The sequence below is a fragment of the Spirochaetaceae bacterium genome (assembly GCA_009784515.1).
Classification (GTDB): domain Bacteria; phylum Spirochaetota; class Spirochaetia; order WRBN01; family WRBN01; genus WRBN01.
The window spans coordinates 1-21,537 of record WRBN01000003.1 but is presented as its reverse complement, the minus strand read 5'-3'; the positions used below and the strand labels follow the sequence as shown (position 1 = coordinate 21,537).

21 protein-coding genes are annotated in these 21,537 nt (G+C 40.7%); 6 read left to right on the top strand and 15 right to left on the bottom strand.

All coding sequences use genetic code 11. The features are described from left to right. Positions 1 to 17: 17 nt before the first annotated feature. The 6 genes from FWE37_00785 to yedF form a co-directional block, all read right to left on the bottom strand. Positions 18 to 818, bottom strand: a complete 801-nt coding sequence (locus FWE37_00785; GenBank protein ID MCL2519527.1) for a hypothetical protein — start codon at positions 816 to 818, stop codon at positions 18 to 20. Positions 819 to 835: 17 nt separating this feature from the next. Next, complete coding sequence (selD, locus tag FWE37_00780; protein ID MCL2519526.1) at positions 836 to 1,768, bottom strand: selenide, water dikinase SelD; 933 nt, start codon at positions 1,766 to 1,768, stop codon at positions 836 to 838. A 174-nt stretch (positions 1,769 to 1,942) separates the two neighbouring features. Next, on the bottom strand, positions 1,943 to 2,179 hold the full coding sequence (locus tag FWE37_00775) for a hypothetical protein (GenBank protein ID MCL2519525.1): 237 nt from the start codon (positions 2,177 to 2,179) through the stop codon (positions 1,943 to 1,945). After that, positions 2,176 to 2,760: a hypothetical protein gene (locus FWE37_00770; GenBank protein ID MCL2519524.1), complete on the bottom strand. Its 585-nt coding sequence runs from the start codon at positions 2,758 to 2,760 to the stop codon at positions 2,176 to 2,178. Before FWE37_00770 ends, FWE37_00775 begins: the two co-directional genes overlap by 4 nt. Next, a complete protein-coding gene (locus FWE37_00765; GenBank protein ID MCL2519523.1) occupies positions 2,757 to 3,869 on the bottom strand; it encodes an aminotransferase class V-fold PLP-dependent enzyme in 1,113 nt (370 codons plus the stop codon). The genes FWE37_00770 and FWE37_00765 overlap by 4 nt, the downstream gene beginning before the upstream one ends. A gap of 5 nt (positions 3,870 to 3,874) precedes the next feature. Beyond that, positions 3,875 to 4,432, bottom strand: a complete 558-nt coding sequence (gene yedF, locus FWE37_00760) for a sulfurtransferase-like selenium metabolism protein YedF (GenBank protein ID MCL2519522.1) — start codon at positions 4,430 to 4,432, stop codon at positions 3,875 to 3,877. An 88-nt stretch (positions 4,433 to 4,520) separates the two neighbouring features. Here yedF and FWE37_00755 point away from each other — a divergent pair, with 88 nt between their 5' ends. Then, positions 4,521 to 5,252, top strand: coding sequence for a hypothetical protein (locus tag FWE37_00755; protein ID MCL2519521.1), 732 nt, complete (start codon positions 4,521 to 4,523; stop codon positions 5,250 to 5,252). Between the two features lie 56 nt (positions 5,253 to 5,308). On the opposite strand, the gene rpoD is transcribed toward FWE37_00755, so the two are convergent. The 6 genes from rpoD to pepD all read right to left on the bottom strand — a co-directional run bounded on the left by rpoD (position 5,309) and on the right by pepD (position 12,581). Beyond that, positions 5,309 to 7,072, bottom strand: a complete 1,764-nt coding sequence (gene rpoD, locus FWE37_00750; GenBank protein MCL2519520.1) for an RNA polymerase sigma factor RpoD — start codon at positions 7,070 to 7,072, stop codon at positions 5,309 to 5,311. Between the two features lie 26 nt (positions 7,073 to 7,098). After that, a complete protein-coding gene (gene dnaG / locus FWE37_00745) occupies positions 7,099 to 8,880 on the bottom strand; it encodes a DNA primase (protein ID MCL2519519.1) in 1,782 nt (593 codons plus the stop codon). A 28-nt stretch (positions 8,881 to 8,908) separates the two neighbouring features. Further along, positions 8,909 to 9,502, bottom strand: coding sequence for a hypothetical protein (locus FWE37_00740; protein ID MCL2519518.1), 594 nt, complete (start codon positions 9,500 to 9,502; stop codon positions 8,909 to 8,911). After that, the gene (locus FWE37_00735) at positions 9,462 to 10,232 is read right to left on the bottom strand and encodes a site-specific DNA-methyltransferase (protein MCL2519517.1); all 771 of its coding nucleotides are present in this window, start codon (positions 10,230 to 10,232) and stop codon (positions 9,462 to 9,464) included. The genes FWE37_00740 and FWE37_00735 overlap by 41 nt, the downstream gene beginning before the upstream one ends. Positions 10,233 to 10,310: 78 nt before the next feature. Next, positions 10,311 to 11,036 (bottom strand): GerMN domain-containing protein, encoded by a 726-nt coding sequence (locus tag FWE37_00730; GenBank protein ID MCL2519516.1) that lies wholly within the window; start codon positions 11,034 to 11,036, stop codon positions 10,311 to 10,313. A gap of 138 nt (positions 11,037 to 11,174) precedes the next feature. Continuing rightward, the gene (pepD, locus tag FWE37_00725) at positions 11,175 to 12,581 is read right to left on the bottom strand and encodes a beta-Ala-His dipeptidase (GenBank protein MCL2519515.1); all 1,407 of its coding nucleotides are present in this window, start codon (positions 12,579 to 12,581) and stop codon (positions 11,175 to 11,177) included. Positions 12,582 to 13,124: 543 nt separating this feature from the next. On the opposite strand from pepD, the gene FWE37_00720 reads away from it, so the two are divergent. Both FWE37_00720 and FWE37_00715 read left to right on the top strand, forming a co-directional pair. Then, positions 13,125 to 14,843 carry an AMP-binding protein gene (locus FWE37_00720; GenBank protein ID MCL2519514.1) on the top strand — a complete coding sequence of 573 codons (1,719 nt, stop codon included), beginning with the start codon at positions 13,125 to 13,127 and terminating at the stop codon, positions 14,841 to 14,843. A gap of 137 nt (positions 14,844 to 14,980) precedes the next feature. Beyond that, on the top strand, positions 14,981 to 15,139 hold the full coding sequence (locus FWE37_00715; protein ID MCL2519513.1) for a hypothetical protein: 159 nt from the start codon (positions 14,981 to 14,983) through the stop codon (positions 15,137 to 15,139). A 390-nt stretch (positions 15,140 to 15,529) separates the two neighbouring features. On the opposite strand, the gene FWE37_00710 is transcribed toward FWE37_00715, so the two are convergent. Both FWE37_00710 and FWE37_00705 read right to left on the bottom strand, forming a co-directional pair. Beyond that, positions 15,530 to 16,786, bottom strand: a complete 1,257-nt coding sequence (locus FWE37_00710; GenBank protein ID MCL2519512.1) for a hypothetical protein — start codon at positions 16,784 to 16,786, stop codon at positions 15,530 to 15,532. Between the two features lie 30 nt (positions 16,787 to 16,816). Next, the gene (locus FWE37_00705) at positions 16,817 to 17,872 is read right to left on the bottom strand and encodes an N-acetylneuraminate synthase family protein (GenBank protein MCL2519511.1); all 1,056 of its coding nucleotides are present in this window, start codon (positions 17,870 to 17,872) and stop codon (positions 16,817 to 16,819) included. A gap of 140 nt (positions 17,873 to 18,012) precedes the next feature. Here FWE37_00705 and FWE37_00700 point away from each other — a divergent pair, with 140 nt between their 5' ends. Next, positions 18,013 to 18,927, top strand: a complete 915-nt coding sequence (locus FWE37_00700) for a YjgN family protein (GenBank protein ID MCL2519510.1) — start codon at positions 18,013 to 18,015, stop codon at positions 18,925 to 18,927. Here the strand turns inward: FWE37_00700 and FWE37_00695 are convergent. Beyond that, on the bottom strand, positions 18,917 to 19,588 hold the full coding sequence (locus FWE37_00695; GenBank protein MCL2519509.1) for a hypothetical protein: 672 nt from the start codon (positions 19,586 to 19,588) through the stop codon (positions 18,917 to 18,919). The genes FWE37_00700 and FWE37_00695 overlap by 11 nt on opposite strands. Positions 19,589 to 19,870: 282 nt before the next feature. Between FWE37_00695 and alr the strand changes: the two genes are divergently transcribed. Together alr and FWE37_00685 are read left to right on the top strand one after the other, a co-directional pair. After that, complete coding sequence (gene alr, locus FWE37_00690; protein MCL2519508.1) at positions 19,871 to 21,001, top strand: alanine racemase; 1,131 nt, start codon at positions 19,871 to 19,873, stop codon at positions 20,999 to 21,001. A gap of 140 nt (positions 21,002 to 21,141) precedes the next feature. After that, entirely contained in the window at positions 21,142 to 21,501 is a 360-nt protein-coding gene (locus tag FWE37_00685) for a hypothetical protein (GenBank protein MCL2519507.1), read from the top strand. The last annotated feature ends 36 nt before the right edge of the window (positions 21,502 to 21,537 follow it).

The following is a 21,537-nucleotide window of genomic DNA, read 5'->3' as shown; positions in this document are numbered from 1 at the left end:
AATAAGTTTTTAAAGGGTTATTCTTCTTTTAGCAAAATTTCTTCGTTTTTTAATTCTTGTTGCTTTAATATTTTATGGTGCCATCTTAAAGCGTTAATAATACCAAAAGTAATTAAGCCATAAACAACCAGCCAAAAAATAACTCCAAACACTCTCGCCGTATTCCCCTCAGCAAGCCTGCGAAATAAAGAATAAAGATAATTAAAAATACCCAGTAAAGAGATAATAGTACCAACTATTAAGGCCAAACTGCGGTTGGTTTTATATTTAACTATCGTTATAAAAAGAGCAAAAAAAGGAATAAAAGTAATTACGGTAACAAATATATTGCGTCTGCCAAATAAAGAAAATAAAAATACCACAAGTGATACCATTAATAGGGCCAACAGCGCTACCAACCCGGCCTTTAAACGAATGTTAATATCTTCCTGAGAAAAATCAGGCCTTATTTTCCGCCAATATTTAAAGGCATCAAAGACGGCAAGTACTAGTGCCATACGCATGAGCAGCCAAATTATAAACACTCCTCCCGAGTCATTGTCATTATTAAAAACCCTTACGTATAATGTAAATATATACCAAATAAACTCTAAGACAGCTACAATAAGCCCGGCCGTTAAGGCAAAATTTAACCACGAATTATATTTAATTACGGCTACCGCTACCACAATAGTCAACAAAAAATGAATATGAAAGACGGCTTGCCCCCTATTTTGCCATAATCCCACCACTATAGAAAATGTTAAAAGAATCAATAAAACTATAAGCGCGCTGCGCCCAGCCTTTAATTTATCTTCGTCTTCAAAAAAATTAAGCATAACTATTCCTTTAAAAACTAATTAATAATAATACTTTTATATTTTTTAGTTACTACCTGCCCAATAAGAGCGGCCTTACAGCAGCCGGCTTGTCTTAAGGCCATTAAACAGCTATTGGCTTGTTCTGCCGGCAAACTAATTAACAGCCCACCGCTGCTTTGAGCATCGTATAAAATGGCTTTTAGGTTAAAATCGCTTACGTTAAAATGGCAAAATTGCGCTGCATAGGCTTGGTTATTAAATAGGGCTGTATTTAAAGCCCCCATCTCAGCTAAACGATAAGCGTTATCTAAGACAGGCACGTTAGCGGCCTCAATTTGTAAGGTTACCTCACTGGCCAAAGCCATTTTGAGGGCGTGCCCCAATAAGCCAAAGCCGGTAATATCGGTAGCGGCGTTAGCCCGATGAGTCAGCATAATCTCGCCGGCCTTAGCGTTAAGTTGCTGCATATTAATAATGGCCTCTGCCAGCTCGGCCTCATTAATCAAACCGGCTTTAAAGGCCGCTAAATTAATCCCTGTACCTAGTGGTTTAGTTAAAATAAGTACATCGCCCGCTTTAGCATTATTGTTAGTAACAATCTTGCTAGAATTGATGATACCCACCACAGCCAGCCCATAAACCGGCACATTATTGGTAATGGTATGGCCGCCCAGCAGCACCGCCCCAGCTTCGGCCACTTTACTTTGGCCACCCTGTAAAATATCGCTTAAAACCGATAGCGGCCAGCCGGTGGGAAAAAGGGCAATATTTAAAGCCATTAAGGGTTTACCGCCCATCGCATAAATATCGCTTAAAGCATTGGTAGCGGCGATAGCGCCGTAATCATAAGCTTTGGGGGCAACGGGCGGAAAGTAATCTACCGTTACCACTAAGGCTTCGGTATCGCTAAGCTTATAAACCGCCGCATCATCGTGGGTTTCGGCCCCCACCAAAACTTTATCGTTAATTAGGGGCTTTAAGCCGTTTAAAGCTTCATCTAAGGCAACTGCCTCTAATTTGGCGCTTCAGCCGCCGGCCTCAACTAAAGTTAATAGGTTATCGTAACTATCCATAAATTATACCACCTTACAAACTAAACCACTACCCCACCCTTCGGGCGCCCCTTTTCCAAAGAAGAGGATTTAGAAGCTCTGCTTAATAACAAATTCTGTATCTATAAGCTGTTTACAGTTATCTAACAGGCTTTCGTCAACTTGTATCACAAAACCGCATTTACCAAAAATCTCTTCAGCACTCGCCACCACTTTACAAACCAGCCCATATTGGCTAAGTTTGTTATAGGCCAAAGTTAGATTGCGCATAGTATCAAAATAAAGATGATATTGGTTGGGCGAAGATGTTTTATCTAACCGGCTCATAGCACCTCTTCATCAAAGTAATCGTCCATCAAAATGCTTATCACAAAATCAAAAATACCCATTTCTACCAAAATTTTATTGGTTATGGCCCCCTCAGGCAAATTAGGGTCGCTATTTTCCCTCGCTTGTATACTGGTGGCATAGTTAAATAATAAACTGGCTACAATAAAATAATAATCCCTAACTGTAGGCTTTAAGGATTGCAACTCGGCAAATTTATATCTATATTCTGTAAGAATATCTATTCTTTCATTAGCCTCCGTATAAAGCTCTTCTCTCTTTAAAGCTATGGTAACCTTTGTTACAAAATAATCCATCTTTATATATTTTAGCTCTTTATCAGCTAATTTATATTCTTTAGTTTTAGGGTTTAGCATTAAATTTAGCACCATATCGGGCGGTTTACCTACTTGAGCTGCTACCGCATGTTTTATCCCATCCCACAAAAAATTAAGGGCTAAAAAATAACTATCGGTGCCGCTTAACCTGTTTGGCACCTCTATCCCTACCACTTTAGTTGGCAGCTCCAGCTCAAAGCAGCCCTTTATATAATCTCTATGTAATATTTCTCTTCTTGTCATAATTTTGTTACAACTCCAGTTAAAGCTTTTAATAATTGTTCTAAATCGTTATTGGTGGTAAAGGGGCCGTAACTAAAACGTACCGCCCCTAAGGTTTGTAAAGTTTGATGGGCCAGCAAAGCGCAGTGGTACCCGGCCCGGCTTTCGATAGCATAATCATCGTAAAGTAGCTGGGCTAAACGAGCGGTTTTAAAATTTTGATGGCTAAGACTAACTACCGCTCCCTGCCCACCGTCATCGTTAGCTTTATAGGTATGATAACCTAGTTTACCTACCTCTTTAATAAAGTCTCGCCACGTAGTTAAGCTTATAAACGGCGGCTCGTTAAAGCGTAAAGCCATTAATAACCCGGCAATGGCCGGCATATTTAAGGTGCCGGCCTCAAAGCGGTCGGGCATAATAGGGCTGACCGCTAACTCGTTCCAGCCGCTGGCATAACCTCCCAGCTTAGTTGGATTGACGGTGGTTTCATCTTTTAGATAAAAACCGCCGATACCCTGCGGCCCCAGTAATCCTTTATGGCCGGCAAAAACAACGTAATCGGCCTCGATTGGCAAATTGTTATAATTAGTTAAATATTGGGCACTATCCAACATTAAAGGGATATTAGCTAAAACCTCTTTAAGTTGCTTTATGGGCTGCATAAGGCCATTAACATTACTTACCATATTAATAATGGCTAAACGAATTTTTTTAACTTTAACTAAGTTACTTAAAGCCTCTGCATCTATTAAGCCATCGCTAAAGTGCGGCATAACCTCGTAGTTAATACCATAAAGCTCTTTTAACCGCTGCACAGGCCGCAGCACCGCATTATGCTCCAGCGGGCTTAGCAAAATAAGGTCATCTTTATTAAAGCTTAAACCATTTAAAATAAGGTTAATAGCCTCTGTTGCCCCGCCGGTAAAAATAATATTTTGGGGCTTATTAGTTAAAAACTTAGCGGCTAATAAATTGCGGCATTGTTCTACCATTAAGTTAGCCTGAAGCATCCGCCTGCCTAAGCCGCGCCCATAACTGCCGCCACTTTCTGTAAGGTAATTGGCCATAGCCGGCCCGAGCAAAGGCGCTTTAGGAAAAGAAGTGGTGGCATTATCAAAATAAGGCATAATTATTAAGGTTTTAATACTTTACGGCTAGCCATAGCTTGCACAATAGTCAGCATATTGGTAGTGCCAAAGGGCTCTACCGCGTTAGTAAGATTGTAAAAATTAACGCAAGCCCCACAAATTTGGATATTTACACCAAGTTCTTGCAGCTCACTTAACTGATTTTTAGTTGCTGCATTTTTTACTAATAAAGCCCCGCCATTATAAAGATATAAACTGGTTGGTAAAGGCACTAACTCTTTTAAGCTGGTTAAAAAGGCGCTCATCAGGGTTTTACCCAGCTCACTATCGCCCAACCCCAGTTCTTCGCTGCCAATAACAACAATGGGGCTAAGTCCTGCTTGTTCTTTGGCGCCATCACTGCTTAAAGTTTTATCACTTACCATAATATTGCCATTATCATTAGTAAAGGTATAGTTATTTTCGGTTAAAAAGCTGCTTACGTTACGGCGAACAATAACATCATCAATTAAAATATGTAACTGATGGCTATCTTGTAAAGCTTGTTTGGTTAAGATAATCGGTTTAGGGCACTGCATACCACGTACATCTAAGGTTTTCATAACTTAGTTTACCACTAGTTAATTGCTTTGGCAAGAGTTACTAGGCAAAAAAACTAGACAAAGCCCATAAAGTAAGGTAAACTAAGTAATGCCCAACGATGAAGAGTTAAGCGATATAGAAAAAAGCTGGCCGATTGAGACCTCGCAAAACATTATGAAGATAATGCAGGCCGTTTTAAACCACGAACTTAAAGTAACGGCCATCAGGCATCAACGCCCCATCCAAACCAGTACCCACGCTAAAATTCATATCCCGCCCGATGACGACCGGGCCGCTATCTTCCGGATAGGTGAAGACGGTATGGACCCTAATAAAACCGAGCACTTTTGGACGATTGGCCTTAACGAACATTTTGAGATATGTTTTTTAGACTTAATCGCTACCGGTAATGAAATTACCGTAACATTCCCCATTGTTAAGGCCTTTAGAGGTTTTATTTACTATGCAGCAACTCAAGCCATTTTTGTACATAACCATGTAACCCAAGAGCCGCCCCAATTTAGCGAACCCGATAAAAAAACCACCGTAAGGTTAATACGGGCAGGTCATATTTTAGGGATAGATGTTTTTGACCATATCGTAATAAACAGCAACTTAGAACCCATAAGTATGCTAAATGAAGATTTAATAGAAAACCTAAAAGGCCGGGCCGCTTTTGCCGAGCTAGAGATAGAAAAAGTCGCTAAAGTTGTGGAAAAACTAACTGAAGAAAGCGATTTAAAAGACGAAATGATTAACTTAAAAGATAAAATTCTTGCTAGAAAAGAAGAAGAAATAACCCGCTTAAAAGAAGAACTGGCTAAAGCTAAAAACAATTAACGGTAACACCCTAATCCCCTTTCACTAGCGAGGGAACTTGTTTTTATTGGCCGCTCCTAGCTGCCTAAAAAATCGCGCAAGCGGCGGCTGCGCTTTGGGTGGCGCAAGCGGCGGAGTGCTTTAGCCTCTATCTGGCGGATACGCTCGCGGGTTACATTAAAGTAAAGGCCAACTTCTTCTAGGGTTAAACTATAACCGTCTTCTAGGCCAAAACGCATCTTTAATACTTCGCGCTCGCGCGGGTTAAGACTAGAGAGGGTTTCACCCAATTCTTCCTGCAAAATACGAAAGCTGGTTTGGCTGGCCGGATTTTCTACACTTTTATCATCGATAAAATCGCCTAACAAACTATCTTCTTCTTCGCCAATGGGAGTTTCTAGGCTGATAGGTTCGCGGGCCACACTTTTAACATTTTTAACACGTAAAGTTGTCCAGCCCAATTTTTGAGCAATCTCTTCATCGGTAGGTTCGCGACCTTGCAGCTGCATTAATTGGCGGCTTTCGCGGGTAACTTTATTAATTTGCTCTATCATATGCACCGGCACGCGTATGGTTCGCGCTTGGTCGCTTATACTGCGCGTAATGGCTTGGCGTATCCACCAAGTGGCATAAGTGCTAAATTTATAGCCTTTACGATACTCAAATTTTTCTACCGCTTTAATTAAACCGATATTCCCTTCTTGCACCAAATCAAAAAAATGCAAGCCGCGATTGGTATATTTTTTAGCGATAGACACTACCAAACGTAGGTTAGCCTCCGTTAAGCGGTCTTTGGCGCTTTTCATAAGCTCTTTCCCGCGGGCTATTTCATCGCTCATCACCAATATTTCGCTGGTAGAGTTTTCAAATTCGTATTCTATTTCTTTGAGCTCTTTTTCGGTTAACTGAATTTGCCGGATAGTTTCTTTAATTTCATCGCTGCTTAGTCCTAGCTCGGCCTCGATAGCGGTCCGCTCTTCGGCAATAGCTAAACTGCGGCCAAGTGTTCTGATACCCCTGCTCCCGCTAATGCCCAGCTCGACCTCCATACGTGTAATATTTTGCCGACAAACAGTAATTTTATGTGCCACATTTAAAAATTTATCGGAAAAATAAAAAATTTCTTCCTGATGAATCGTTATTTCACCCAGTTTAGCTTTAAGCTCGTTATGTTCTTTACGCAAAGTTTCGTGGGTTAGTACATCGCCGTCTTCATCGGCTATCTTACTTTTTTGCTCAAGATGCGCTTTAAGCGCCGGGTACAGAGGCTTAAGGCTATCTTTATAAAAACTATTTAAACGCCGGCGTTCGGCTAAGGCATCGTTATTTTCTTTGCGTTCAATTTCTTCGGCTTCTTCGCGTTTTAAAAAAGCCCGGTTAGCCAGCTCGTAAAATTCGCTGATAATTATGCCCGATTTCTTTAAAACCTCTTTAATTATTTGTTCGCCGTCTTCCATCTGCTTGCTAAGCTCAACTTCTTCTTCGGCCGAAAGTAAAGCCTCTTTGCCTATTTCGCGCAAATATAACCTAATAGGGTCGTCGACATCACTTTCACTTTCGTTTAAAATTAAACTACGTTTTTTGCCGGTATTATTGCCTTTAGTTAAGGCCTCTTGCAAAACTAAATCTTGCGATAAATTTATCTCGATAGCCTCATCGGTCTCTGTACCCACCGGCTCGGTATTTACCACATCTTCTTCGATACTGATATTTTCGTTACCCAAAACAGAGAGTATTTCTTCCATTTTATCGCTATGTAAAATATTTTCTGGCAAAAGTTCGTTGAGTTCGTCATAAGTTAAACGTTTTTTTATCTTACCATACTCAATCAATCGTTTCATGCTCTCACTTTCTAGCTCTGACAACTTTACAACCTCGTTTTTAATATTTGTATTTTACTTGCAATAATCATTTTATCTTCCAGCAATTTAACCACCTCTTCGGCATTAGCTTCATTAAGGCTAGTTATTATCTGCAAAGCTTTTTGCTCTAAGCCGGCTATCTCTAAGCGGCAAAGCGCCCTTTGCGCCCGCTCTTCGTAACTGGCCGGCCCGGCGCTTTTTAAGCTATTTTTAAAAAAATCTTTTAACTCGGCCGCCAAATTACCTTCTTCAAGATAAACAAATAAATTTTCTTTATCGCTGCTTTTAAGGTAATTTACTACCTCGTTAAGCCTCTCGTCCGTTATATATTCGGTTAATAATTGATCGCCGTATTTTTGGTATAAATCGGGCCTAGCTAAAAAGGCTAACAGCAGCTCATAAATAGCACCGCCTTTAATGGCCATCGGCTTTTTTGGTTTAGCTACCTCACTTTTAACCGCCTTTAGGTTATGCTGCCGGCTGGGTTGAATATGGTTAGTTTTTTTAAAGTGTTCAAAGGCTTTAACTATGGCTTCGTAACTAATACCCATTCTATCGGCCATTAACCGCAAATAAGCCTCGTGCTTTATAGCCGATTTTACCGCCCGTATGTAAGTAAATAACTGTTTACTTAGCTCTTCCAGCCGTAAGGCCTTGTGGCCATCTTTACTCAGCGCCTCTGTTAAAAGATAATCAAAGATTAAGCTAGCATTATTTATAGCTTTTGTCAAGATATACCCTTCGTTTTTCTGTAAAATTTCGGCCGCATCTTTCGCTCCAACCAACTTACAGCCGTAACCTTCCAGTTCTTCTTCCTCACAAATAACCGCACTGTCCAACATCGCTTTTTGACCGGTTTCATCGTTATCAAATAACAGTAAAGCTGTATCGGCGTACCTTTTTAATAAGGCGGCTTGCCCGTTAGTAAAGGCCGAACCCAGCGGCGCTACCGCCTGTCCGTAACCTAATTGATGCAAAGCGCACACATCGATACTGCCTTCGCATAAAATAAACTGTTTTTGTTGCCTAATGGTTTCTTTAGCTTGATACAGGCCGTAAACCTGCTCTCTTTTATGATAAATTAAGGTATCGGGGCTATTAATATATTTGGGACTTTCTTTAGCGGCCTGCGGCAGCGAGCGGCAGCTAAAGGCCAGTACCTCGCCGTTAGTATTAACCACCGGAAAACTAATCCGATTGGTAAACAAACTATAATCGGTATAATTACGGCTAAACAGGCCGCTCTCAGCTAAAAAATCTTCGCTATAACCTTTTTTAAGCAAAAAGGGATACAAAAATTTCCCATCTTGATGGGTATAACCTAATTTAAATTTTTTAATAGTGGTCTCGCTTAAAGCCCTTTGCTGCAAATAAGCTAAAGCTGCTTTGCCGGAAGCGGTGTGCCACAATAAATGCTCGTAAACCCCGCACACCTTTTGATACAAATCCAGTAAGGCTGCTCGTTTTTTTTGCTCGGCCGCATATTTTTCATTATTTTGCTCGTTTAGTTGCACACCGGCCTTAGTTGCCAATAATTTAACGGCCTCGTAGTAACTTATTTTTTCTATCTCGCTCACAAATTTAAAAACATCGCCGCCGGCTTTACAGCCAAAACAATGATAAAACCCTTTGCTGGGAGTTACCGTAAAGCTAGGTGTTTTTTCGGCATGAAAGGGACAATTACCCCAATAGGTATCGCCTTTGGCTTTTAAATTGACATATTGGCCAATAATATTTACGATACTGATGTTTTGCCTAATGGCCTCGAGGATTGCTGGTGAGTACATAGTGGTTTATGATTTTTATTGAGTATTTTTAGATGCAAAAGTTCTTGCTCATACCTTCATTAAATTTTTTAGGGTCGTACCAGTAACAGCCTATACAACTACCATTATAGTTAGTTCCACCTTTTAACACAGGTTTACTATACCCAAGCTTGGTGGCATCAAAACGCACACCACTATCTTTACAATTTTTACAGTGCTGCCTTTTGGCATTATTAGCAGCTTTAGAAAGCGGCTGAAAATGGCTTATATCTTGGGTGTTTAAATTGGCTACTGTATTGTCATCGTATCTGCCATCTTTGTGGTCAACTTCGGGTTTAGAGGTAGCAAGCACCACACAGCGCTGCAAGCTTATAGCTTTTGTTATATCATTACGTATAGCTTTATTAATTTTTTGCTTCTTCTTTCCCTCTAGCCTAATAGTAGTAATTTTGCTGCCATTTTTTAGCCTTACAATGTTAAATTCATTACCCAGCGAACTATCATCTCTGCACCAACTCCCCCCGTTACCAAGCTTTAACTCAGCATATTCGCCTATAAATTCTTCTACACTTACTTCGTGTGAAAAGCCGTCTTCATCGGGATTAGCAAGTTGCAGAAATAAATCTTTCTTCGATTTTTTCATTTAAAGGTTCTCTTTTTAAAGGTTTACGCGCTACTTTAACCATATTTTCAATTCTATTTTTAGCAACATTGTGGTAATGTTCGTCTATCTCTATGCCAGTAAATCTTCTATTACAAGATAACGCCGCTACACCAGTTGTTCCGCTGCCCATAAAGGGGTCTAACACGACATCACCTTCGTTACTATGTTTTTTTATTAAATCTTTCATCAGCTCTAACGGTTTTTGGGTAGGGTGTAACCTTTTACCATTATTCTCAATGGGGTAACGATAATTACCGGTATCATAGGCCGAATTAAAAGTAGGTTTTGTACCTTTTATACCCAATAAGGCTATCTCGCGGCTATTAGTTAAATAGTTACATTTGCTATTTAATGGCACAGGATTACTTTTATCCCACACAATAAGCCTAATCATTCTAAATCCGGCGGTTTCCATCGCTTCTTTTAAATAAGAAATTTTCCAAATATCAAAAAAAATAATAACCGTACCGCTTTTTTGTAAACTATCATAAAAAAGCTTACACATAAGGGTTAAATTTAAATCATTCTTATCCCAATCACCAAAATCCATAGTTACGGCAAATCGTTCCACCCCATCTTTTACGCTGCTAAACCCTGTTTCTTTAGAGATAAGATAAGGTGGGTCGGTTAAAATAAGGTTAGCGCTATTAGATAATGAAGGAATTATTTTAAAACAATCATCGTTGTAAAATTTCATATCGTTTTTCATTTTAGCATATAAGCTTTAGTCTTGTAAATAAAGCGACTTAATGTATTTATCTATTATATTTTAGTTATTATTTATTAATTATCTAAAACTTTGCCGACTTAACGGCTCGGCAATACTAATACCTTCGGTTAAAAAATCTACCCGCTCGCTTTCTATTAAAAATTGTACTCGCTCTACGGTGGCAAACTCGGTGGCGGTATACACAATCTGCCTAAGTTCGGCCTCGTAGCCATCACGGCCAAAGGTGTTAAACCTAAAGTTTTCGTTAAAGTTTAAAATAGCGGTACCGTCTTCTACCCTAGCCCATATTAACTGCGACCCTTCGGGTATCATCGTTAAAAAGCCCCTGTTAGCCATTTCGGCAGGCGGGCCGGCCAATAAAATATTGATGGTGGCGCTTAACGGCTGCTGGTTGCTATAAGTTATAGGCACTACGGTACTTTGCAACGCCAGCCGGCCATCACTAACGGCTTGCACAAAAAAGAGCCGTCCCTCACGGGTGCGTTCGTTGTTAACGGCTGCCGGCGGCAGTTCGGTTATGGGTTGCACCATTTCGGCCACTTCGGTTACCGTTACGGCGGGCGGCTGTGTTTGCCCCTCAATGGGCAGCGAATCGGCCTGCGGCAAATAAGCTTCGGTAAGCATAGCCCGTTCGATGATAAGCTCTTCGCCATCGGCCATCGGCTGGGTAAAGCCATAACGTGAAATAAAACCCATAATGGTTAAAACTAAAAAAACTATTACTAAAATAACGGCACAGGCCAAAAAGAGGGCGTTGTTATTTTGTTTTTTACTACTTTCCATAGCTCTCCTTATTATATTATAGGCAAAAAGCAGGTAAGAATTTAGGCTTGTAAATTAGTTGAGAATGGAAAACTGCAAGTTGAGAATATTTTAACTTTCAACTTAAAAGGCCGCGAGAGCGGCCTTTTAATATTAACTCTAAATTTTAGCCATCGTCTCTTTGAGTAAAGCTTCGGCACGGTCTACACTGGCAATATCCAATCTTTCTTGCGGGTTGTGCAGGTCGTAAATAATCGGGCCCATACTAATAGCGCGCAGGTTAGGGTTTACCTTAAGTAAAAAGCCGCACTCTAAACCGGCATGCACCGGGCTGGTGTGGGCATCTTTGCCGGTAAGGCCTTTGTAAATAGCTTTCATGGTATCGGCTAAAGGGTTAACCGCCGCCGGCGCCCAGCCGGGATAAGGCGCCGTGTGGGTAGCCTCAAGGCCTTGCTCTTTAGCATAATTTAGGCAAGCTTGTTGTATCTCGACCACTTTGCTATCGATAAAACTGCGGCAGCTATAAGTTACCTCGATACTGCCATCTTTAATTTTAATAATAGCTAAGTTAGCGCTTGTTTCGACAATACCCTCAAATTGTTTGCTCCAAGTAATGACTCCGTGCTGCAAATGATTGACTAAAGCAATAACTTTGGTAGTAGCCTCTGCACTTAAAGGAGTTAGGCCGCTAACTTTGGTAAACTGCTGCCGGTAATTTTTTTCGTCAGGGTAATCGCTAATTTCGGTAATTAATAAACTACCGGCCTTTTCGGCCTCGTCAGCGCCGGCAAAAGCTACCACTACATAACCGGCATCGGCAATGGTGTTATGGAATTTACCGCTATTAATATCGGCCACTCTTAAATTAAGGCCGTTATCTTGCCATTTTTTAAGCTGATGAGCAATGAGCAAACTAGCCGAAGCTCGTTTTTCGTGAATTTGGTTACCGCTATGGCCGCCCATTAAACCTTTAAGCTCGTATTTAAATAGGTGGTCGCTGCTAAAGCTGCTATCGCTGCCGGCTTTAATTTTAAAAGTAACTTCGCCACCGCCGGCACAACCTACGGTAAATTGCCCTTCTTCGTGGCTATCAAGGTTAATGGCTAAGTCGGCGGTAAAAAAGCCGGGCTTTATCCCTTCGGCCCCGCTCATACCGCTTTCTTCGTCGGCGGTAAACAGTAGTTCGAGCGGCGGATGGTTATCCAGCTGAGCACAATAAAAGGCCATTGCAATACCAATCCCGTTATCGGCCCCTAAGGTGGTACCTTTGGCTTTTAAGTAGCCATCTTCTTCGTAAATGGTTAACCCATCGTTAAAAAAATCGATAGTTACCCCTTCGTTGGCCACCGTTACCATATCCATATGACCTTGCAGCATTACGGTAGGTTTGTTGGCTTGCGCCCCTTTGCCGGCTACTTTTACCAGCAGGTTACCGGCTTCATCAACTTGGTAGGGGTAGTTTAGCTCTTTGGCTTTGCCGATTAAAAACTCGCGCATTTTAGCTTCGTGCTTACTGGGGCGAGGAATTTTGGTTATTTCTTTAAAAAGATTTATACTGTAACTCATTTAATTTTCTCCTTATCTATTATTAGCATTGTAAACCGATAATGGGCTATTGTCAATCGTTAAAATAATTTGGCAGTGCTACAATAGCATAGTGTGCTATGACCATCACCTTTTCATCAACCTCTTTTACATAACGGTAGGCAGTAACTACCTAATAAGCGGCCTATTCTTCTAAAGCCACAGCCTTCCAAATAATATTCAATAACTTTCAGTTTAAGCTCTTTACTATAGCCTCGTTCTGTAGCTTTTGTAAAGTTACAGCCGCACTCTTTACATTTATATCTTGGACTACCTTTCATAAACCTGTTTTTACTATAATCTTTACTTTTACATTTTGGGCAATTCATCTTCACACCTCTTATAAAAGTAGTTTATCATACTTCTTTATTTTTATTCTATGCTATTGTAGCACTACCAAATTTTGGTACCTATAAAGGGATAGTTACCCTACCAAATTTTTTTATTGACAAACCAAATTATCCGGTTTATACTAAATTGACACATTATAAATTTTTGTAAAAATAATTTTAAAGGAGTATATTAATGAAAGATAATTTTAAAAAACCGTGGCAGCAGCTTGATGAATACCGCGGCAAATATTTTAGCGATAAATGGCCTACCATTCCGCAAATGCTTACGATTAGCGCTCATCGTTTTCCTAATAACATTGCTTTTAGCACCTTCGAGGGTGATACCTTAAGAACATACAGTTATACGCAAGGTAAAGAGCTAGTCGATAATATCGCTAGCTTTTTAGTTAAATCAGGTGTTAAAAAAGGCGATAAATTAGCGATAACCGGCGGTAATAGTCTAGAGTGGGCGATAACTTTTATTGCCATTATGCAGGCCGGCGGTATAGCTATTCCTATTGATAACGGTATGAGCAGCGAAAAAGCCATCGCTATCATGAAAAGGGTAGAGGCTAAAATGCTTTTTTGCGACTATGAAAAATTAAGCAAGGGGTTTGACCAAGCCGGTGTGCCCACCTACTCTTTAACACAAGGCAAAGAAGGTTATGTACTTAATTTAAAAGGTGATAGCGGTACCATCTTCCCGCCAAGCTCGATGGAAGATGTGGCGGCTATTCTGTTTACCAGCGGTACTACCGGGCAGGAAAAAGGCGTAATCCAAACTCACCGGGCTTTAATAAGCGATGTTTGGCTGGCCCAAAATTTAATTGATGTTTACAGCACCGATATTTTTTATGTGCTGTTGCCTATCCACCATAGTTATTGTATGACAGCCGTTTTTTTAGAAGCTATCAGCTGCGGCAGTCAGTTGCTGTTTACTAATAAAATGGCTATTACCAACATTTTGCACGACCTTAAAGAAGGCAAAGTTACTATGCTATTAGGTGTACCTATGCTTTATAACAAAGTTATTAACGGTATAATGAACAATGTTAAAAAGAAAGGGGCGGTAGCTCATAGCTTGGTAAAATGTATGATGACTATATCGCGTATGGTAGGGCAAGAAAAAGGCCGTAACTTGCCCATTTTAAAAGGGATACTCGAAAAAGCCAGCTTATCTACCTTGCGTTTGCTTATTAGCGGCGGCGGCCCTATTGCTCCGCGTACTTTAAAGTTATACAATAACTTAGGGTTACCGATGGTGCAAGGGTATGGTTTAACCGAGACCGGGCCTATCATTGCTTTAAACCCTATCAATGCCTTTAAAGAAGGTGCCGTTGGCCGTGTTGTACCGGAGGCCGATATAATTATTTTAAACGCTAACGAGCAAGGTATCGGCGAAATTGCCGTTAAAGGGCCGATGGTTTTTGAGGGTTACTATAATGATAACGAAACAACGGCTGCCGCTTTTACCAATGATGGTTACTTTAAAACCGGCGATTTAGGCTGGAAAGATAAAGACGACTATGTGTTCCTCACCGGTCGGGCTAAAAATATGATTGTAACCGAAGGCGGTAAAAATGTTTACCCCGAAGAGGTAGAAGACGTTTTTCAGCTTTACATCGAGTTTGAGCAGCTGCTTGTACGTGGTTATATTATTGACGAAGCCAATAAAGTGGAAGATATTGAGGCTGTTGTTTACCCTAGCACCGATTTTTTTAAAGATAAAAGTAAAGACGAGGTTAAACAACGGGTCATCGAGGTTGTGCAGGAAGGTAACCGCAAGTTACACCCTTACCAGCAAATTAGACGCATTCGTTTAGTAGATAAACCACTGGAGCTTTCTAGTACCAACAAAATTAAACGCTTTACCACCGCTCGCGATGAAGGCGAAATAATTTTTGGGAAATAAAAACTCAAATAAAGCAAGCCGCCTTGTAAGCGGCTTGTTTTTTAATTAGCCTCATCAACTGTTATAGCTTTATTATTAAAAATATCTTTGTTTAAAGTGCCCTGCCGACCGATAATGCTGGTGAAATAGCCCAAATAATGTGCCGTATTTTAAAACGCAAAGTTCAGTACAGCCGACTGCCGCCCTTAAAAGAGGGTAAAAACAAAGCTAAGGTTTTAGCCCGCCACGAAAATATTTTGCACGATGTACTTACCGATGGTACGAACCTGCTGGACAGCGAAGCGGAACATTTTTAGACGCTGGGTTTACGTGCCGATTTACGGCTAGCTTTTATCGATTTGGTAAGTGTGAGCCACGCTACCAGCGCTATTATCGGTGTACCCGAAGCCTTTAGAGGTTTTGGTTATTACAATGCTCTTACGCTATATTTGTACACAACCATACTTGCAGCAGTACCAATTTTAGCGAAGGTGATATAACCGTTACCAAAAGTTTAATAAAGCGGTTACACCCTAAAGGGCGGGGGTATTAAACCCGTACTACGAAATAAAAAATTAGTCGCTGACAACGAAGAGAAGATGGCGCAGCTAATTAATAGTGCTATAGTTATGCTTAAGGTCGGTGTTACAGGTTTTACTGCGGAGCAAATTATTAATTTTAAAAATAGCTAACTCATCACTCTTATTTTAATCAAAAACCAAATTAGTTAAATAAAGTTCACGGCCCTGTGCCATAAGCACATACAACCGGCTATTACGTTGCTGGGCAGCTATAATGTTGTTAAAGTAACGCCGTTGGCCGTCTTCTCGGGTTATGGCTAAAATATGTTGGTTATTGTAACTTAACCAATAGTAGGCAAAGCTGCCGTCATCGGCTAGGTAAGGTCGTGAAAGCACATTAATATAACCGTGATAACGATTGTTATTAACTACTAAAACCCAGCGACCATTTTCGCGCCCCCAGTAGGCAAAGTCGGCATTTAATAAGCTAAAACCTAAAGTGTGTAAATCTTCAAAAACGGGGCCGCGCCGGCTGTTAATAACGTAGCTGGAGGTACGGCTACTGTTGCTAAAAACACCATAACCAATTAACGAGCCGCTGCGGTTAGTCGTTAAACCAAAAATATGGTCGTGGGCGAGGCCTTCTTCGCCGTTAATCACTACAAATTGGTGGTGATTATCTACCACTACCGCCGCCCATTGCCTGCCATCATTGGTTAGAGTAAAAAGCTCGATACTGGTAAAGGGGCGCGAGACAACCTCGTGGTTTTTAACCACCACCCAGCCTTCGGCGGTTTGGGCGGTGTAAAATAAATCGTTACTATAAAGACCAAAGCTGTAGAAGCCGTAATCTAAAAATGTGCTAAATTCTTCGTTATTTACTACTATGAGCTTTTGCCCTTCGCTGTTGCTGGCACTATAAGCTACGCTGCCGCTTAGGCTAATAACCGGGTCGCTTACTATTTGGTAGGGACGGCCAAGTTGGCCGTTGGTAATAACGGCCACGCCGTCATCGATAAGTACTTGATAGGCAATGGTATCGTCTTCTAGGTTGCTGGCAAAGCTGCCAATTTGGGTAAAGCCTTCGTCTTGCTCGATGTGGTTAACCACTAAAAAATCGAGACCGTTGCGGCTAGCCACCATTACCGGTTGCCTAATATGAGTAAGATAACCAAAAGCCGCTATTTCGTCATAAACAGTACCTTTTTCTTGGTTGCTTACCAAATAACTGCCGGCAGTGGTATGGATAAGCAAGTGGACAATATCATCAACTTCATTATAGATAAACCCGGCTAATTCTTCGCCAGCAGCTAAGTTATAAACAAGGCGGCTGTCGCCGTTTAGTTGGGAAAGAGTAAGATTATCGGGTGGGGTACCAAAAAAGATACGGCCATAAGCCGGCCAAATAAAAAGTAAAATAAATGTTAAAATAAGTTTTTTCATAGTTATCCTTGCTTAGCTTATTAGTATAAGTTAAGCTATATCCTCAAAGGTAATGCCGTTACCAGCCGTTATGGTGTACCTAGCGGTACGACCAACAATAACCGGCCACAATTTAGGCGGCAGGCCAACTTTTAGTTTTTTTTCGGCCCGGTAAAGAGCGGTATTAGCAGCAGTAAATAATTCGCCTTTATTTATATTATTTACGGCACATACAGAGCGATTGGTGCGGCCATAGTTAGCAGCCTCGCTGGGGGCTAATATTTTATGGCCGTTGCCTAGCACCGCCTCTACTTGCTTAGCCCCATATTCGGCAATTAAGTCATTAAAAGCCTGTTCTTTGTTATGTTGCATAGCTTTAACGACCTTAACCATCTCTTTAAATTGCTGCGGCTCTAGGGCAATAGGGTCGTCTAGGCCGTCATCGTTACGGCTTAGGCAAATATGTTTTTCTATCACCGTTGCTCCCATATAGGTAGCTAAGGTCGGTACCAGTTTGCTGTCTTTACTGTGGTCGGATACACCTACTTCTACGTTAAAGATGGCTTTAAGATGCGGCAGTAAACGTAAGTTGTAATCGGCCTCCGGTGCCGGGTAGCTGGTTACGCAGTGCAATAAAGTTGTGTTTTGAATGCCGACAATAGCTAAGGCCTCTTCAATGTCGCTTAGTTTGCTTACTCCTAAACTTAATAAGATAGGTCTGTCAAGTTTAGCCATAGCTGTAAGTAAGGGCAGGTGGTTAAGTTCTGGGCTGGCTACCTTGTAGCTATTAACTCCCAGCTGGTTTAGCATAGCTAAACTTTTAAGGCCAAAGGGGGTACATAAAAACTGTAAGCCGGCGGCTTCGGTAAGTTCTTTAAGCTGGGCATAAAAGCTAAGGGGTTGCTCCAACTGCTTAAAGCTTTGGTAAATGTCGATTTGCCCGCCCGGCAGCGGCACTTGGCCCACGTTTGGGTGGACAATTTCATCGGCAATAATAGCCTGAAATTTGACCACATCGGCCCCTGCCTCTTTAGCGGCCATAATTAAATTTTGCGCTAGGTTTAAAGAGGCCTTGTGGGCGGTACCAATTTCGGCGATAATTACCATAGCTTAATTATGCTCTTAAATGGTAATTTAGACAAGAGGGCTATCGGCGACTTTTATTAAACCTAGTTGTAATATTAACTATTTTATGATATATATAGATGGGAATACAAGATTTTCGTTATAATAAAAAAGGAGTTTTTATGGCTGAAGAAATGGCTAACAGCGATGTTGGCAAACGTTTAAATTGTACTTTAAAGTGGTACAATCTTTTATTAAGTGTGTGGGCTTACATGTTATTTAGTATTATAACTTTATTTATAGGTAGCTTTTATGCCGCTAAAAGGTTGCTTCAATATTTAAGCAACCATGTATTTTTAGGTAATTACGAAAAACGCTTTACCTTTAATGGTAGCGCAGTGCAGTTATTTTTAATTTGCTTGCTCTTTTTTGGTATTTATATGGGAGTGCTGGCTTTTATGGCAGTTTATAGTATGGCAACCCTCGCTGCCGACAGTGTAATTGCTCTTGGTGTGGCTATAGTTGTTAGTATAGGTATTATGCCGTTAATAGCGTATTTTATAGCTAAAATTATCCGTTGGGGAGTAGAAGGTTTAGCTCTAGAAGGCAGCACTGAGCCTAGCCTTTACAGCGGTAAAATGTTTGCTTTAGGCTGGCGTGTGTTAGGTTATGGGTTGCTATGGTTAGTTTCGTTTGGTTTAACTTTGCCGTTTATTTGCCGTAAACTTTTAAGTTATGTTTATGCTCACAGCAACATAGCCGGCTTAAAGCTGGTCTTTGACGGTAACTTTAAAAACTTTCCTAAAAAAATTTATTACCTGATTGTGATGATAGCCGGCATAGGGAGTATTGGCTTTTATTTAAGAATATGGGTACTTGGCCTGCACGCGAGGGCGCAGCTAACTGAGCTAACACTTAATGCTACCCCCGAGCAAATAGCAGCAGGGGAAGAAGCATTTGTTGCCACTATACCTGCAATAGTGGCAGGGAGCTGGGCTTATGGTTTAGCAGGAACTGTCATAACTATGATTGTTACTATAGCTACTTTGCATTGGTTAGCCCAACATAGTTATGTTGAAGAGGTAGTTAAAAGCTAAAACCATAACCTACCCTAATGGCTATAACAATGCTATCGTTGGCTACCCAGCGGGCCCGAACGGCGGCTTGGATAGGAAATTTAAAATCGGCGCGTAAGCTTAGCAGCCACTCGCCGCTGCTGTTATAGATAGGCAACCTTAAGCCGGCTTCGGCTACAGCCGCTAAAAGCGTCGTTGGGCGGTAAACCACCTCACCCAACGAGAGCTGCTGGTAATAAAAAGCCGGGCCAACGGTAAAGTAACCATACCCGCCGCCATAACCACCAAAAGGGGCCAATTTACCGGCGACTAATAATCCCGCCATAAAGTTATGGGCGGTGTAGTTCATATTTCTTATCTCGATGATAGAGCTATAATCGACATCAACTTGGCCAAAAAAGTGGCCGTTGTAGCCGGTTTCCAGCTGTAAACCCCATTGTTTAATAAATTTATTATCACTAAAATAGCCAAGCCAGTGCGTAAAATAAAGTTCGCCGCCGGCCGTTAAACTGCTGTTGCCTAAATATCTTAAGGTTTTGTTGGTTACCGGATGGCGGTGCTCTTCGGCCATCAGCAGGCTAATACCAAAACCGCTTTTTAGGCCAACACTAAAGTTATTAGCGTAGCTATGGGCGGTAGTAACATTAATAAAGATAATGGCCAGTAAAAAAAGCTTTTTCATCTAGCTTATATGATAACATAAAACGGGCACTTTATCCACTCCCTGTCGATAGTACGGTTATAAAAAGCCCATCGAAACAGGCTTTTGTTACAATAAATAAAAGCATTAATATTTACGGATTTAGGAGAAGATTTTTAGTATAATTTAACTTTGAATAAATAAAATTAAATGGCCGTACCTTACTCGTAGGAGCAGGCTAAAAAAATAGGTAACTATCCATTTATAGGTACTAAAATGGCAAACTGCCTTGATTTTATTAATAAAACTCACTAAAATAAAAAAATGCGCGCTACTCGGGCTTTAATTTACAAGGATAACCTTGAGTTTAACTTTAAACTAATTAAAAATAATTTTAACCATCAAACCTTTATTTGTGCGGTGGTTAAAGCCAACGCTTACGGGCATGGTATCGAGATGGTAGCCCCTATCCTAGATAAACTGGGGGCGCATCGTTTTGCGGTAGCTTGTTTAAGCGAAGCACGTAGGCTGCGAGCTATGGCTATTACTAAGCCAATCCATTTACTTTCACCTTGTATGCCGTACGAAATTAGCGAGGCTATTTATCTAAAGCTTATTCCTTTTATTTCATCGTTTGACGAAGCTAGGTTATGGCAAAGTATGGCCAAAGCTATAAATAAAGAGGTTACGGTACACATTAAGGTAAATCTTTCGATGAACCGTATAGGCTGCGATATAAGCGAGCTTATCCCCTTAACAAATTTTGTTAGCGAGCAAAGCTACTTAAAGTTAGAGGGCATAGCCAGCCACTTTGCCAACGGTGATGATACCACCAACCCTAGCTTAGAGGACGATTTATTTAATTTTACCCATTTAGTAACTCCGTTAAAACAGCAGCAACCTCATTTAATTGTGCATTGTGCCAATAGTGCAGCTATCCAGCGGTTGGCGGCTAATAATTTATTTAATATGGTACGGCCGGGTATTGCTTTGTATGGGTACTCGCCGTCAAGTTATGCTCAGCAACATTCACTGCTTAATGGTAACTTAAAGCCGGTAATGGAATTATGCTCGTTTATCACTTTTATTCACCAACTTAAGGAAGATAGTGCCGTAAGTTATGGTTCGTTGTATGTAGCTAAAAAAGGCAGCTATTTGGCTACTATCCCATTGGGTTATGCCGATGGTTACAGCAATATATTTTCTAACAAAGAGGCGGCCGTAGCTATTAAAGGCAAGCTTTATAACATTGCCGGTTTTGTTTGCATGGATCAATTAATCGTAGATTTAAAAGACAACCCCGATAATATTAAACTGTATGATAAAGCCATTTTTTTTGGCCCAAATAGCCCATCCCTTAATGCCGCCCAGCTTACGGTAGGCCTCGCCCATTTTTCGCCTTATATGCTGCTTAGCGGCATTAGTCAACGCGTTGAGCGGGTTATAGTGGAATAAATAGAAGGGTTTATATGAAAAAAATTATTTTATTATTTTTATTGCTACATTAAATTTTTAATGATTGACAAAATAAATTTATATGCTACAATACACATAAAGTTTAAAATAGTTTAATTCCCTATTTAGGAGAGAATTTAATGAAAAGAATTGTACTTTTAGTGATTTTTATAGCAGTTTTTTTAATGGCTTGTGCAAGTTCTAACTCTAATCAGCAAAACTCAACTATTACTATTGTCAACCGAACCGGCTTTACTGTCTTTTTTGTTTATTTTAGCCCGGTGGCAGATAACTACTGGGGGCCTAACAGGTTGCGCAGCAACCAAGTATTAAGGAATGGTCAAAGCGTTACTTTACCGCTGCCACACCCCTTAAATGTAACTAACAGGTACGATTTTCGCCTTGTTGATTTAGACGGCGACAGTTATATAAAACAAAATATATTAGTTACTAATAACAGTGCCATTATTTTTACTTTTAGCGATTTTGTTGGCCGCTAACACTTTGAGTATAACTTTCTTGCGTGGTTTTACCGG

Excerpts from the sequence above, each read along its gene's own strand:
- FWE37_00785 (MCL2519527.1), bottom strand. The coding sequence starts at position 818 with ATGCTTAATTTTTTTGAAGACGAAGATAAATTAAAGGCTGGGCGCAGC.
- dnaG (MCL2519519.1), bottom strand. The coding sequence starts at position 8,880 with ATGTACTCACCAGCAATCCTCGAGGCCATTAGGCAAAACATCAGTATC.
- FWE37_00720 (MCL2519514.1), top strand. The coding sequence starts at position 13,125 with ATGAAAGATAATTTTAAAAAACCGTGGCAGCAGCTTGATGAATACCGC.
- FWE37_00695 (MCL2519509.1), bottom strand. The coding sequence starts at position 19,588 with ATGAAAAAGCTTTTTTTACTGGCCATTATCTTTATTAATGTTACTACC.
- alr (MCL2519508.1), top strand. The coding sequence starts at position 19,871 with ATGCGCGCTACTCGGGCTTTAATTTACAAGGATAACCTTGAGTTTAAC.
- FWE37_00705 (MCL2519511.1), bottom strand. The coding sequence starts at position 17,872 with ATGGTAATTATCGCCGAAATTGGTACCGCCCACAAGGCCTCTTTAAAC.
- FWE37_00715 (MCL2519513.1), top strand. The coding sequence starts at position 14,981 with ATGTGCCGTATTTTAAAACGCAAAGTTCAGTACAGCCGACTGCCGCCC.
- rpoD (MCL2519520.1), bottom strand. The coding sequence starts at position 7,072 with ATGAAACGATTGATTGAGTATGGTAAGATAAAAAAACGTTTAACTTAT.
- FWE37_00735 (MCL2519517.1), bottom strand. The coding sequence starts at position 10,232 with ATGAAAAACGATATGAAATTTTACAACGATGATTGTTTTAAAATAATT.
- FWE37_00730 (MCL2519516.1), bottom strand. The coding sequence starts at position 11,036 with ATGGAAAGTAGTAAAAAACAAAATAACAACGCCCTCTTTTTGGCCTGT.
- FWE37_00710 (MCL2519512.1), bottom strand. The coding sequence starts at position 16,786 with ATGAAAAAACTTATTTTAACATTTATTTTACTTTTTATTTGGCCGGCT.
- FWE37_00765 (MCL2519523.1), bottom strand. The coding sequence starts at position 3,869 with ATGCCTTATTTTGATAATGCCACCACTTCTTTTCCTAAAGCGCCTTTG.
- FWE37_00775 (MCL2519525.1), bottom strand. The coding sequence starts at position 2,179 with ATGAGCCGGTTAGATAAAACATCTTCGCCCAACCAATATCATCTTTAT.
- FWE37_00755 (MCL2519521.1), top strand. The coding sequence starts at position 4,521 with ATGCCCAACGATGAAGAGTTAAGCGATATAGAAAAAAGCTGGCCGATT.
- FWE37_00685 (MCL2519507.1), top strand. The coding sequence starts at position 21,142 with ATGAAAAGAATTGTACTTTTAGTGATTTTTATAGCAGTTTTTTTAATG.
- FWE37_00740 (MCL2519518.1), bottom strand. The coding sequence starts at position 9,502 with ATGAAAAAATCGAAGAAAGATTTATTTCTGCAACTTGCTAATCCCGAT.
- FWE37_00770 (MCL2519524.1), bottom strand. The coding sequence starts at position 2,760 with ATGACAAGAAGAGAAATATTACATAGAGATTATATAAAGGGCTGCTTT.
- pepD (MCL2519515.1), bottom strand. The coding sequence starts at position 12,581 with ATGAGTTACAGTATAAATCTTTTTAAAGAAATAACCAAAATTCCTCGC.
- FWE37_00700 (MCL2519510.1), top strand. The coding sequence starts at position 18,013 with ATGGCTGAAGAAATGGCTAACAGCGATGTTGGCAAACGTTTAAATTGT.
- yedF (MCL2519522.1), bottom strand. The coding sequence starts at position 4,432 with ATGAAAACCTTAGATGTACGTGGTATGCAGTGCCCTAAACCGATTATC.